General features: G+C 42.8%; 9 protein-coding genes. 5 read left to right on the forward strand and 4 right to left on the reverse strand.

The features are described from left to right. Positions 1–149: 149 nt before the first annotated feature. Complete coding sequence (locus AACU32_RS10570; protein ID WP_339377746.1) at positions 150–488, forward strand: hypothetical protein; 339 nt, start codon at positions 150–152, stop codon at positions 486–488. Between the two features lie 71 nt (positions 489–559). Here the strand turns inward: AACU32_RS10570 and AACU32_RS10575 are convergent, their stop codons facing one another. Next, positions 560–3355: a CHAT domain-containing protein gene (locus AACU32_RS10575; protein WP_096599527.1), complete on the reverse strand. Its 2796-nt coding sequence runs from the start codon at positions 3353–3355 to the stop codon at positions 560–562. Between the two features lie 353 nt (positions 3356–3708). On the opposite strand from AACU32_RS10575, the gene AACU32_RS10580 reads away from it, so the two are divergent. From AACU32_RS10580 to egtD, 3 genes are all read left to right on the forward strand, one after another. Further along, entirely contained in the window at positions 3709–3924 is a 216-nt protein-coding gene (locus tag AACU32_RS10580; protein ID WP_339377747.1) for a hypothetical protein, read from the forward strand. 704 nt (positions 3925–4628) lie between these two features. Next, a complete protein-coding gene (locus AACU32_RS10585) occupies positions 4629–7337 on the forward strand; it encodes an MGH1-like glycoside hydrolase domain-containing protein (protein ID WP_096599528.1) in 2709 nt (902 codons plus the stop codon). A 136-nt stretch (positions 7338–7473) separates the two neighbouring features. Further along, complete coding sequence (egtD, locus tag AACU32_RS10590; protein WP_096599529.1) at positions 7474–8490, forward strand: L-histidine N(alpha)-methyltransferase; 1017 nt, start codon at positions 7474–7476, stop codon at positions 8488–8490. Positions 8491–8613: 123 nt separating this feature from the next. Here egtD and AACU32_RS10595 read toward each other — a convergent pair whose 3' ends face one another. Next, positions 8614–9003 carry a pentapeptide repeat-containing protein gene (locus tag AACU32_RS10595; protein WP_096599530.1) on the reverse strand — a complete coding sequence of 130 codons (390 nt, stop codon included), beginning with the start codon at positions 9001–9003 and terminating at the stop codon, positions 8614–8616. 106 nt (positions 9004–9109) lie between these two features. On the opposite strand from AACU32_RS10595, the gene AACU32_RS10600 reads away from it, so the two are divergent. Beyond that, complete coding sequence (locus tag AACU32_RS10600) at positions 9110–10342, forward strand: hypothetical protein (RefSeq protein ID WP_096599531.1); 1233 nt, start codon at positions 9110–9112, stop codon at positions 10340–10342. Between the two features lie 586 nt (positions 10343–10928). Here AACU32_RS10600 and AACU32_RS10605 read toward each other — a convergent pair. Together AACU32_RS10605 and AACU32_RS10610 are read right to left on the reverse strand one after the other, a co-directional pair. Next, on the reverse strand, positions 10929–11324 hold the full coding sequence (locus AACU32_RS10605; RefSeq protein WP_096599532.1) for a DUF4112 domain-containing protein: 396 nt from the start codon (positions 11322–11324) through the stop codon (positions 10929–10931). 208 nt (positions 11325–11532) lie between these two features. Then, complete coding sequence (locus tag AACU32_RS10610; protein ID WP_096599533.1) at positions 11533–13512, reverse strand: serine/threonine protein kinase; 1980 nt, start codon at positions 13510–13512, stop codon at positions 11533–11535. Positions 13513–13715 lie beyond the last annotated feature (203 nt).

Genomic DNA, 13715 nt, shown 5'->3' on the forward strand with positions numbered 1-13715 from the left:
TGAAAGGCGATCGCACACGCATCCTCATATTTTCCACCATACATATAGTAATCCTATATGATTTGTGAAAATTCACCTTGTCCAGATCCCCGACTTCTTGAAGAAGTCGGGGATCTAACTTTTCGCGAATGATTTAGGACTGCTATATCTTGCGATCGCTGTCCCGTTATATAAAAGCTGCAATTGTCGTCTCCAAAATGGCAATTGTAGTGTCCGAAATGGCAATTGTAGTATCAAAATCAGCAATTGTAGTGTCCGAAATGGCAATTGTAGCGCCCGAAATAGCAATTGTCGTCTCCGAAATAGCAATTGTAGTATCAAAATCAGCAATTGTAGTGTCCGAAATGGCAATTGTAGTATCAAAAATGGCAACTGTAGTGTCCGAAATGGCAATTGTAGTGTCCGAAATGGCAATTGTAGTGTCCAAAATCAGCAATTGTAGGGACACAGCAAAACCTGTGTCCTCACAAGAAATCTATCGATATTAAAATTCCCCTAAATAATTACCCATTCCCCATTCCCCATTCCCCATTCCCCATTCCCCATTCCCCATTACCCATTACCTTTCCCCAATCAATGTAAACGCCGCCCAATCGCCGGGAGACGGAAATTTCTCCTTGGTTTTCAACATCGCCTGACGCAACGCCAACGCCTTATCCGGCTGAGTTTGCAAACTTTTATAAAATTCCACCATTAAATATTGTGTCGGTGCATCAGGTACTTGCCATAGGGACACTAGCACACTGGGAACACCCGCAGTAATTAAAGAACGCGACAACCCAATCACACCATCACCAGAAAGTTTCCCTTTCCCGGTTTCACAAGCACTTAAAACTACTAATTGCGCATTAATTTTTAAATCTAATATTTCCTCAGCTTTGAGTAAACCATCATCATTACCCGATGGTGCAAGGGCTATCCAGCTACCCAAACCCCGGTTATCATCCGCCCAACCGTGAGTAGCTAGATGAATCACATCAACTTGCGATAAGCGTTGCAGAATATTTGCTTTAGTTGCATCTTTACCCACAATTGCCTTAGTTTTTAATAAATCGGCAATAGTTTTTGCTTCTTGTTCCGCCCCTGGTAGTGGATCTAACCGTGTTCCCGATTTACCTGGTTCTGTAGATACTACAGGCATAGTAGGATTACCGACAATCAAAGCGTTATGATAATTAGTTTGTCTCCCTTGCTCTAATTGATGAGTAAAGTCTAACACCTGAATTGCTGGGGCAGTGAGAATGGTATGTTTTTCAACTAAATATTTACCTTGTTCATCAAGCAAAGCTGGGAAAGGTGCAAGAAATAAAGAACCTTGGGGAATGAAAATAACTCGCTCGCTAGGATTTTTTGGTAATAGCTTGGCGATATCTTTAATTAAGATATCATGCAGTTTTTGTAATGGCTTTTTAACGTTTGCCGCCTCAGGATTTTGACTGACAGTAATACCGCCGCGACCTCTACCCACACCAATATTTATCCGACTATTGGTAACCAATTCATCTAAAGTAGTATTATCTTTTTGCCACAGGTGTTTAAGGTCAACTTTGCGGAATGTGACTTCCCCTGTTGGCTTGACAACCCAGATATAGAGGTCTGATTCTTTAGTTTGTTGTTTACCTCCTACTTTGAAATCATCAGTAATAATAGAATATTGAATGAAGGTGGCATTTTGCTGTTGAGCAATTTGTTTAATTTCAGCAATTGTTGGTGCTTGCGGTGATTTATCCGCCTGTTTATTATTAGTAGATACACGAGATGCTAACAACTCAACAAACGCCCTAGCGCGACCATGTTCGGCAATTTCTAAAGCAGCATCGGTTTTATTTTGGGCGATGAGGACTAGTTGTAAAATTCTGTAGGTGCGGCTTTGGGTGTCAAAAAGTGAAACTTTGTTAGTATCAGCTAACTTTTTACCTCGCAGAGATTCAAAAACCTGAATTCCCTCATACAAGGTTTTCTCTGCTGCGGGAAGATTACCAAGTTTGTAGAAAGCAGCTCCTAAATTGTTTAAAGACTGTCCCTCGCCTAGTCTATCTTTAATTTCTTTGGCGATCGCTAAACTCTGCTGCTGGTACTCTATCGCTTTTGGGTAGTCTCCCAATGCATAGTAAGCAATACCGAGATTACCCAGAGACTGTCCCTCCCCTAATTTATCTTTAATTTCTTTGGCGATCGCTAAACTCTGCTGCTGGTACTCTATCGCTTTTGGGTAGTCTCCCAATGCATAGTAAGCAATACCGAGATTACCCAGAGACTGTCCCTCCCCTAATTTATCTTTAATTTCTTTGGCGATCGCTAAACTCTGCTGCTGGTACTCAATCGCTTTTGGGTAGTCTCCCAATGCATAGTAAGCAAGACCGAGACTACCCAGTTCCTGTCCCTCCCCTAATCTATCTTTAATTTCTTTGGCGATCGCTAAGTGCTGCTGCTGGTACTCAATCGCTTTTGGGTAGTCTCCCAATGCTTTGTAAGCAAGACCGAGATTACCCAGAGACTGTCCCTCCCCTAATTTATCTTTAATTTTTTTGGCGATCGCTAAGTGCTGCTGCTGGTACTCAATCGCTTTTGGGTAGTCTCCCAAGTTAAAGTAGGCAAGACCGAGATTACCCAGAGACTGTCCCTCCCCTAATTTATCTTTAATTTCTTTGGCGATCGCTAATCTCTGCTGCTGGTACTCTATCGCTTTTGGGTAGTCTCCCAATGCATCGTAAGCAAGACCGAGATTACCCAGCGCCTGTCCCTCCACTAATCTATCTTTAATTTCTTTGGCGATCGCTAAAGTCTGCTGCTGGTACTCTATCGCTTTTGGGTAGTCTCCCAATGCATAGTAAGCATTACCGAGATTACCCAGAGACTGTCCCTCCCCTAATCTATCTTTAATTTCTTTGGCGATCGCTAATCTCTGCTGCTGGCACTCAATCGCTTTTGGGTAGTCTCCCAATGCATCGTAAGCATTGCCGAGATTACCCAGCGCCTGTCCCTCCGCTAATTTATCTTTAATTTCTTTGGCGATCGCTAAGTGCTGCTGGTGGTACTCAATGGCTTTTGGGTAGTCTCCCAAATCAAAGTAAGCAAGACCGAGATTACCCAGCGCCGCACCTTCGCCTTGACGGTCTTTGATTTCACGGTAAATAATCAGTGCTTGTTGCCACGATCGCAATGCTGCTTCAAATTGACTGGTATCAAACTCCTGATTACCTTGCTCAAACAGTCTATCAGCTTCGGCTTTCCGCGCCTGTGGGGTTTGGGCTAACGCCTGGGTTATTCCCACTGTGGGTAGGTTGATGGGTGTTTGGGCGATGGTGGTGAGTAGGGCGATTAGGCTCACAAGTGCGATTTTCTGTATTTTCATGGTTGTTACTCAGGTGTCCCTTTCAGTAACATATATCTCTGTGATGGCGAAGCCTATGCAGTTTTGGGCATCCCTTCGGCTCCGCTCAGGGCAAGTGGGCATTTGTCCTCCTTGTCCCCCTTGTCCTCCGAAGGCTGAGCGAAGTCGAAGCCTGTCTCCCTTGTCCCCCTTCGCTTGTCCTGTGAAGCATCAAGAATTTTCTCGCACTAAGTGAGTATTTATTCACCTAATTGTTAATTATTAAAAAATAATAAAGAAATCTGCATATTACTTCTGTTCAGTACTGATAGATAAGTGCTTCAACTAGAAGCCACAGTCATCAGCTGTCAATACAGTTACAACAGGATTACAGTATGCTTCAATACACTGAAAAGCCCTGCTATGTTTGCAAAAAGATGATTCGTTACCGCATGGAGGTAGAGATTACCCCAGGTGGAACTAGTAAAATTTATTGGCAGCCAATCGGTGTGACTCCAGATCAACCAGATATCAACAAATGTCCCATATGTCGTCGTCAGGTTTCTAGAATTTTTGGTTATTCTTTGACAGCTTGTCTAGGTGTGAGTTAAGTAGTCACATAGCGATTTTATGTAGGTATTGCCGAGAAAGGCTGATACGGTAGATATTTGAGGTATGCGGCAATACCCATTGTTTGATTTTTGTTCTCTTAGGCATTACCAAAAAATAAAATATTGAAAATAAGTTGGCTTCATATCCCCTTTTTCTTAAAGGATACTGCTGGCGAATGGTGGGTTTGACCCCTCAATATTGATATACAGTGTTCTCTCGCTTACCCGATATATCGCCCGCAGGCTGGAAGCCTGGGGCTAACGCTACAAAGCCCACCTCCGTGGGCTGAATTTTCTTAGCCCACGGAGGTGGGCTTCGTTCGATTAGCCGCACCCTTCTAGGGTGACGGCGGGATTTCGGGATAAGCGACGGGTTTTACCTCTGATTCACCAGCTGTATCCTTAAAGAAGTCGGGGATCTAAGATTTCACGAATGATTTAGGATTGCTATAGACAATCATTCACCACAGAATCACAAACTTACAGCAGTTTTCACGTAGTTGAACCACACTCTCAGGGCACAGCACTGCTGTGCCCCTACGACAAATGTGGTCTATTTACAGGAAGATGCTGTAAATATGAGTTTTTCCTGAGTTTACCCTAAATTTTGATTGAACAATTTTCCTATGAGATTTTCATCATAACTTCAGCGCTATTTAGGGTAACCGTATCAATATGTTGACTTATATGAGGTGCAGCAAATTATGACAACTCCAACCCAGGAAGAAATCAGATTAGCAGCAGCCCACAATCATCAAGTTCATTGGCGCAGATGGGGGCCATATTTGAGCGATCGCCAATGGGGCACGGTCAGAGAAGATTATAGCCCTAATGGTGCGGCGTGGGACTATTTCACCCACGATCAGGCTCGTTCTCGCGCTTACCGCTGGGGTGAGGATGGGATTGCAGGGATTTGTGATAATCATCAACGGCTGTGTTTTGCGATCGCCCTTTGGAATGGTGAAGACTCGATTCTCAAGGAAAGAATCTTTGGGTTGACAGGAAATGAAGGTAATCATGGGGAAGATGTTAAGGATTATTACTTCTATTTGGACAGTACACCCACTCATTCCTACATGAAGGCGCTGTACAAATATCCCCACAGGGCTTTTCCTTACTCTGAGTTAGTTAAAGAAAATCAACGGCGCGATCGCCTACAGCCAGAATTTGAACTTTTAGATACAGGTATATTTGACGATAACCGCTATTTTGATGTTTTTGTGGAATATGCGAAAAATTCTGCTGAAGATATTCTGATTCAAATTAAAGTAGTTAACCGAGGGACAGAAGCCAAAATTCTTCACTTATTACCTACTCTTTGGTTTCGCAATACTTGGTCTTGGAATGGAAATAATGTTAAACCTATTCTCAAACAGCTAAATTCCGGTAATAGTTGGCAAATTATTCAAGCCGATCATCCAACTTTAGGCAGCAGGTGGTTATATTGTCAGCAATCATCGGAGATTCTATTTACAGAAAATGAAACGAATCATCAGCTATTATTTGGTTCTCCTAATCAATCAGCTTATGTAAAAGATGGCATTAATGATTATATTGTATCTGGGAACAAACAAGCTGTAAATTCCGGTAAATTTGGCACGAAAGCTGCTGCTAATTATGTTTTCACAGTGGGTGCAGGCGCAACGGAAACTGTTAAATTAAGATTGAGCGATATACCAAATTTAGCCGCACCTTTTGACTTAGAATTTGATACAATATTCTTGGATAGACAACAAGAAGCAGATGCATTTTATCAACGAATTACGCCATTTCCCATCAGTGCAGATGAGCGAAATGTGCAACGACAAGCATTTGCAGGAATGCTGTGGAGTAAGCAATTTTATCACTACATCATCGAAGATTGGCTAAAAGGCGATCGCAATACACCACCCCCACCGCCAGAACGTTGCAAGGTCAGAAATCGGGAATGGTTCCATCTGTACAATGAAGATATCCTTTCTATGCCTGATAAGTGGGAATATCCTTGGTTTGCAGCTTGGGATTTAGCATTCCACACCATTCCTTTAGCAATGATTGACCCAGACTTTGCCAAATACCAATTAGATGTTTTAACGCGGGAATGGTATATGCATCCCAATGGGCAGATTCCTGCTTATGAGTGGCAGTTTAGTGATGTTAACCCACCAGTTCATGCTTGGGCAACCTGGCGGATTTATAAGATTGAACAAAAAATATATGGACGCAGCGATAGAAAGTTTTTAGAAAGAGTATTTCAGAAATTGATGCTGAATTTTACCTGGTGGGTAAATCGCAAAGACGCTGAAGGTAATAATGTCTTTCAAGGGGGATTTTTAGGATTAGATAATATAGGAGTATTTGACAGGAGTGCTACCTTACCCACAGGCGGACATATCGACCAATCTGATGGTACTAGTTGGATGGGGATGTATTGCCTAAATATGTTAGCGATCGCCTTAGAATTAGCCAAAACCAATCCTGTTTACGAAGACATCGCCACCAAATTCTTTGAGCATTTTCTTTACATAGCCGATGCGATGAATAAAATTGGCGAAATCGAAGCTAGTTTGTGGAATGAGCAAGATGGATTTTACTATGATGTCCTGAATTTACCTGAAAAACAGATTACCTTAAAAGTCCGGTCAATGGTCGGGTTAATTCCTTTATTTGCGATTGAAACCATTGAACCAGAAACATTAAATATGCTTCCTGGCTTCAAAAAACGCTTGGAATGGTTTATCAAAAATCGCCCAGATTTGCGGCAAAATGTCGCTTGTATGCTAACTGAAGGGATGGGTGCGAGAAGATTATTAGCAATTGTGTCACGAGATAAACTCAGAAGTATACTGCAAAAAATGCTCGATGACAACGAGTTTTTGAGCCAATACGGTATTCGCGCCCTTTCTAAATTCCATGCTGAACATCCTTACATTTTTAATGTTGATAGTTGCCAATTTTGCGTAAATTATGAACCAGCGGAATCTAGTAGTGGTTTATTTGGTGGTAATTCCAACTGGCGTGGCCCCATCTGGTTTCCCGTAAATTTTTTACTCATTGAATCTCTGCAAAAATTTCATCATTACTTAGGCGACGATTTCCTAGTAGAATGTCCTACTGGTTCTGGTAAAATGATGACACTGTGGTCAGTTGCATCTGAATTATCTCAAAGATTAATCCGCATTTTCTTGCAAAATTCCTCTGGGAAACGACCAGTTTATGGTAATACAGAAAAATTTCAAACCGATGCACATTGGCGAGATTTGATGCTTTTTTACGAGTATTTTCATGGCGATAACGCAGCCGGAATTGGTGCGAGTCATCAAACGGGATGGACAGGTTTAGTAGCTAAACTCATCCAGCAATGTGGGGAATATACAGCCCAAAATCAGCAACCGGAGATAGATAAAAAAACTCAAGCGATCGCCTTATATTAATAACGGAAGTTGCGAATTATCTGGTGATGAAGGGGGATAGGGAGACAAGGAGGACACACTTCGGCTTCTCTCAGTGACCGGAAGACAACTGACTATTGACTATTGACTATTGACAAATCCCAGGAGAACATAAATTTTGAAGACTGAACAAAAAGAGAATTCGCGACTACGTTGGATTGATTTAAATCCCGCGATCGCATCAGTCGATGAAAGTACAGATATCATTGCGGGACTGACTCAAAATCCCAAAACTTTGCCCTGTCGTTACTTTTATGATGATCGAGGCTCAGAACTATTTGAGCAGATTTGCGACCTAAAAGAATACTATCCTACTCGCACCGAACAAGCAATTTTAGAAACATACGCTGCTGAAATTGCCCAAATGACAGGCTCTTGTAATTTAATAGAACTAGGTAGTGGTAGTTCGCGGAAAACTCGCCTGTTGCTAGAAGCATACAGCGAGATAGTTCAAGAACTAGAATATTACCCAATTGATGTTAGTAGCGGTATCCTGAAAACAACTGCTTTGGATTTGCTACGTCAATACCCCAAATTAAAACTTTGTGGTGTAGCGGGAACTTACGAACAAGCATTAGCCCAACTTCCCCCAGCAGAATTAGAAAATCGGCTGTTGATTTTCTTAGGAAGTACCTTAGGTAATTTGAATGACGAACAATGTAACAAATTCTTCACCCAAGTTCAACAAGCTTTAAAACCAGGAGAATTTTTTCTTTTAGGGGTAGATTTGCAAAAGCCGATAGAAATTATCGAAGCAGCTTACAACGATTCCCAAGGAATCACCGCAGCTTTTAACCTCAATATTCTCAACCACCTCAATCAAAAATTCCAAGGTAATTTTTTCCTGAACAATTTTGCCCACTGGGCATTCTACAATCAAATAGACAATCAAATCGAAATGCATCTGCGGAGTTTAACACAGCAAACCGTCGTTCTAGAAGCTTTAGATTTGGAAATCTCTCTCCAAGCGGGAGAAACAATTCGCACGGAAATATCCCGTAAATTCCACATACCTACGTTAATCTCAGTGCTAGAAAGCCATTCATTGCAAGCATTACAGGTATGGACAGATCCCAAAGCATGGTTTGGCTTGATACTTTGCCAACGTCAGTGTATAAATACTGAGTGTCCTTGAGGGGGATGAGGGGAGTGTGGGGAGTGTGGGGAGTGTGGGGAGTGTTGGGGATGAGGAAGAAAATACTTCCCTGTCTCCCCCCTCTCCCTCATCTCCCCCCCTGCCCATGCCCAATGCCCCTTCCTACCCTTCCTTAATTTGCACACCCGCCTTTTCTGGGTCAAAATCTTCGGGAAAATGGGTATTGCGATCGCAATCTGCTTTATCTAACTTTGCGCCTGTTAAATTAGCTAAACGCAGATTCGCGGAAAATAACAAAGCACCCCGCAAATCAGCATCTTTGAGATTAGCGCCACTGAGATCTGCAAAGCTTAAGTCACAGCCTCGAAGATTAGCACCACTCAAGTCAGCTTGACTTAAGTCAGCCTCGCTCAAGTCAGAGCCTTTGAGGTCAACACCTTGTAAATTAGCATCACCCAGTTCCGCTTTGCTAAAGTTTCGTTTTCCCGATGTGTAGCTCTCCAGGATATTAGCTACAGTATTAATGGGCTGTTGAGCATTTGTTTCTGTCATTTCCTCACGAGTTCCTCAAATTTTTTTCCTAGTTTCAAAGCTATAGCCATCACCACAGTTTCATCAAAAACCAGTTTCATCAAAAACAAGGAAGGAGGGCTAACTCATGCCATCCCTTAATTTGTTAACTGTTTTTAATCCCTCAAATTATTGGCGAAGCGGTATTTGTACTATACCCTGGCAAGCGATCGCTCAACAATTTCAAATTTCACCAGAGGAACTCATTTTAAGCGATTTGCGCGACCTTTCACATCAACCGCTAAGTGCCCAAATTGACCGAATTGACCCAGAAGACCCCGGACGTGACACCCTGGTTTTCCATCTACCCCAGCCCATTCCCCCAGGAACGGAAGATGATGTCTTAGCCTCAACCTTTATCCGCATAGACCGAGGTAAAGCAATACAACCAGGAAGCGGTGAACCATACTTAGAAGTAGTCTCCGGTGACGATAGACGAGAACGGGGAGTTAGATTTGTGAATAACCGCCTGATTGTCTGGTTTAATTTAATACCTGCACCCGAAGATAATCAACGCAACTGGTTTTCTGGTTCAGCTAGCAGCGTCCAACTAGATCGCCAAGAAATGCTCGATCCATTCCCAGCTGCGATGGGGGAATGGCTAGGACAAGATCCAGAAAAGCGTTGTATGCAGGTGAGTAAACTCCAGTTACCGGGACTTTCCTATCCTAAATCACCGCACTATCAAGTCTCTTTGTTCAATCATTCTTATCGACTGGTATCTCAATCAACTGGCCCTGTACGTGCCACAATTACCATAGCTTCCGAACCCTTCGATTATATGGGGACAGATCCGGTTACCGGTCATAACCGTCATTTAGTATGTGAACTGTATCGCGTCATTAGCTTATATGCTGGCGCAGATTATTTGATTGAGGAATCATTCGTCAAAGGAAAACCCAAAGCCCCTGAAGACAGGGTAGAAGGTGCAGAAATAGTCAATCTTGACTTTGGCTTGCAATATTTTGCGCACATGAATTTGGGACAAACCCAGGACATTGAACAAGTCTTTCCTGTCCCCGATTGGTTCGCCGTTGGTTCAACAACAGAACCTTATGCAGCTTATGGTTTAGCAAATAACTTGCATATTGAATCGGTAACACACCCCCATGAAGGTAATAAAAGTTGTTTTTCCTGGCAATTATTACCTGGTAAATCTGCAAAATGCTTGCACCTATTTATGCGTGGTCAACCACAAGGATTTGATGCGCGAGTTGGTCATTCTTGGTATGAGTTGATTTATCGACCTCTCAAAGCGGAAATTTATCCAGATCCAGCGGTGAACATTCCACTTAAAAATAGTAGATTAGTTCCTGCTTGATGCCGAATAATAATTCAAATTGGCCAAAGAAAAGCAGAAGGGAAGAATTTATTTTCCCTCTGCCACAAAGTTAACAAAAAAATTTCTTAGGGTGGGCATTTCCCACCTTAAAAAATCACACTCCTTGAACTTTATTTACAATTAAATAGCCACGATCGCCTGCAACGTAAAAGTACAGATAATTGTAAGGGCACGGCACTGCCGTGCCCCTACCCGCGTACCTCATTTACCTGAAATACGCTGTATAAGTTTAACTTAATACCAATTGGAAAACAGAATGCAAAAGATGGTTAGTAGCACTACAATGTTGTGCCCTTCCGAATAATTTAAGTGTCGCAAACATTATTTGAATCGGTACGAGTTCGATTTATATATTTACCTGATCAAAAGAATAACCCCACATTTATGTGAGGTTGCTTGATATCTTTAGGTTCAGCTTTTTGTAAGTAGAGGCAGGAGCTAGGACTTCTTCTAACCTTCTTGTATTTTAGAGTACCGTAATCGTTATTACCTCAGACATTACCATCAGCCAGTTTGCAATGTGTCCAATTAAGGTGAGTGTATGTGCTGAACTATGGGCAGCTTTTTATCTTTTCGTGGCGTAAACTTCCATAGGTACTTCCGTGATTTCCGGTTCAACGGCTGTTAAATGTTGCTCTAAAATTTCTAAATTGCGAATATTTGATTTGTAAAAAGCATCAAATAAATCACCTACTAAAGGCACAGTACCAACAACCGCTTCCAAACCCACATTGAAAATCATTTTGGCTAAATCTTGGTGCGGTATACCGAAGCGTGTGGCTAAAAATATGATATATGCAGAAAACGCGGTACTAATTAAATCACCTGCACCAGGAACTAAGCCAATTATCGGGTCGATTCCTATGCGAAAACCAATCCCAGGAATGCGTATAGATGTATCCATGAGGCGGCTGAGTTTGCGGATGCGGTTGAGAGTAGCAAGGCGTTTAGCAGCGTCCATAATTTACGATATTTACACTATTATTAGGTTGCACCACTTTGGATTGCTTGTCTTGTACCGTTAGCAAGAGTATCAGAGCCAGCGAATTTATCCCAAGAAAGAATCGAAAATCCTAACTTGAAAATAGGGGCGAGGAAAGAGAGATTTTCATGGGTGCTGGTCTGTTGGGTAAAATTCTTTATTCAAGAAAGAGCATCAACGACACTGCTCACCATACGTGGTTAAATTTCTGCCAAGTTTTCTGATTGTCGTTTTTACCAGATGGCATCTGAGGATTGATGTATAAGAATGCCGCTAAAGCTACTCCAATCACTAATACTACACCCAGAATTCGCCAGAAATTACTAGGAAGTTTCTCAGGTGTTTGTTGGTGTGTCCTGGGTTGAAAAATTGTCCCCTCGGTTGCTGGTTGGGGTACGGGGCGCGGTTGATAGATTGTCCCCTCGGTTGCTGGTTGGGGTACGGGGCGCGGTTGATAGATTGTCCCCTCGGTTGCTGGTTGGGGTACGGGGCGTGGTTGATAGATTGTCCCCTCGGTTGCTGGTTGGGGTACGGGGCGTGGTTGAAAAATTGTCCCCTCTGGTTTGCTGACTTCAGGATGATTTACAGCTGAAGCCGCAGCTGAATTTTGATGATGATCTGGATGTGGTGTAGGACGGGGTTGAAAAATTGTCCCCTCTGGCTGGTTTTGGGCAAATGCTTGCAGAGGTCGCGAAACGGTTTCTGGCTCTAAATCTTGATTTGGCAAAGCTTGAGGGCGAGGAATGGTGTCTTCCTGTCCTTGGTTTTGGGCAAATGGTTGCAAAGATCGGGATATGGTTTCCCGATCTGAACTTTGATTTTCCCCTGGACGGGGTTGAAAAATTGTCCCCTCTGGAAGGCTTTGCGCCATCGGTGTCAGGGGTCGGTTGATGGTTTCTTGATCTGAACTTTGACCTTCCTTAGGTTGGGGGCGAGGAACGGTTTCATTTTCCCCAGGGCTAGGCTCAATTTCTATGCGCGATCGCGGTATGGTTTGGTTGTCTACATCTTGATGATAGTTTGGTTGTGGGCGAATAATTGTTTCATCTTGCCCAAGGTTTTCCTCAACTGGTTTTAGCGGTCGCAGTATAGTTTCGCCATCATAGGCGGGAGGTATAGTTTCTGCAAGTTTACTCTGTTCAGGTATTAGCGGTCGGGGTATGGTTTCGGAATTGTTAGCTGGTCTGGGTACAGTGGGATGAAGTGCTATCGCCTCGTCAGACTCTACATATTTAGCCGCCGCTTGCAAAGCTTGATCCAGTTCTGCTACACTGGCGAAGCGGTTCTGGGGATTTTTTTGCAGACATTTCAGTACTACTGCTTCTATTTCCACTGACAAATGCTCACACCCTGGTTGCTCCCGCAGGGGCTTCGGTGGTTCATAAGCATGAGCTAATACCCAAGAAGCTTCGCTGATATTATTCGCTTTGACGCTTAAACCAAACGGATCTCCTCCACCCAGCATTTCATAGAGGATCAGTCCCAAGCTGTAAATATCTGCCCTGGAGTCTAGGTTTTTATCGCTTTGCAGCTGTTCCGGTGCGGCGTAGCGAAATGTCCCAATAAATGTATTCGTGATATTCGTTTGTTCTGAAGATTCATTACGGATTTTTGCCACCCCAAAATCCAAAATCTTCACCCACTCGCCCAAATCTGTGGGCACTAAAAATATATTGTCTGGTTTGAGGTCGCGATGGATGACTTTAATATGCTCAGTGCTTTTACCCCCATCCCGTTGTAAATTTACTCCCGCATGGGCTAGCTGTAGACCTTTACAAACTTGCGCGATAATACTGACAGTTCGCTTTACAGATAACCGCTTTTCCCGCAGCAGTAATTGTCGCAGTGTTTGCCCCCGCAGATACTCCATTACATAAAACGGATAACCTTCTGTTGTCACACCACAATCACTAATCTTGACAATGTGGTCACTTTGCAGCGCTGCACAGACTGCTATCTCACGCTCAAAGCGCTTGCGCATCTCTTGTGATGCCACTAGGGTATCTTTGAGTAACTTTAACGCTACCTGCTGACCAACACGGGTATCCATTGCCAGGAATACTTCTCCCATGCCACCACCCGCTAACCGTTTGTCTAAACGGTATCGTTGGTTGTCACCAATAAAGCGCCCATTCCAAGAATTTGACGATGGTAGTGGGGATGTCATCTGATAGAACCCATGCTAGTTACTTTACAAGTTTTAATAGGTTACAAAAATAAGTATTATTCACACAGCAAGTTTTGTTTGCCAAATACTAGTATTTTTTATTACTCTTGTTTATTTCTGGCTCTAATTTCAGCTTAGCATATTAATCAGTTCCACCTATACTGGACATTTTATCTCAATTCTTAATAAAACCTTAAAGCCAG

It is taken from the genome of Calothrix sp. NIES-2100 (genome assembly GCF_963875285.1).
GTDB lineage: Bacteria > Cyanobacteriota > Cyanobacteriia > Cyanobacteriales > Nostocaceae > Aulosira.

Bases quoted from the DNA above. Each gene is read 5' to 3' on its own strand.
- AACU32_RS10580 (WP_339377747.1), top strand. From the start codon at position 3,709: ATGCTTCAATACACTGAAAAGCCCTGCTATGTTTGCAAAAAGATGATT.
- AACU32_RS10610 (WP_096599533.1), bottom strand. From the start codon at position 13,512: ATGACATCCCCACTACCATCGTCAAATTCTTGGAATGGGCGCTTTATT.
- AACU32_RS10595 (WP_096599530.1), bottom strand. From the start codon at position 9,003: ATGACAGAAACAAATGCTCAACAGCCCATTAATACTGTAGCTAATATC.
- AACU32_RS10605 (WP_096599532.1), bottom strand. From the start codon at position 11,324: ATGGACGCTGCTAAACGCCTTGCTACTCTCAACCGCATCCGCAAACTC.
- AACU32_RS10575 (WP_096599527.1), bottom strand. From the start codon at position 3,355: ATGAAAATACAGAAAATCGCACTTGTGAGCCTAATCGCCCTACTCACC.
- AACU32_RS10600 (WP_096599531.1), top strand. From the start codon at position 9,110: ATGCCATCCCTTAATTTGTTAACTGTTTTTAATCCCTCAAATTATTGG.
- AACU32_RS10585 (WP_096599528.1), top strand. From the start codon at position 4,629: ATGACAACTCCAACCCAGGAAGAAATCAGATTAGCAGCAGCCCACAAT.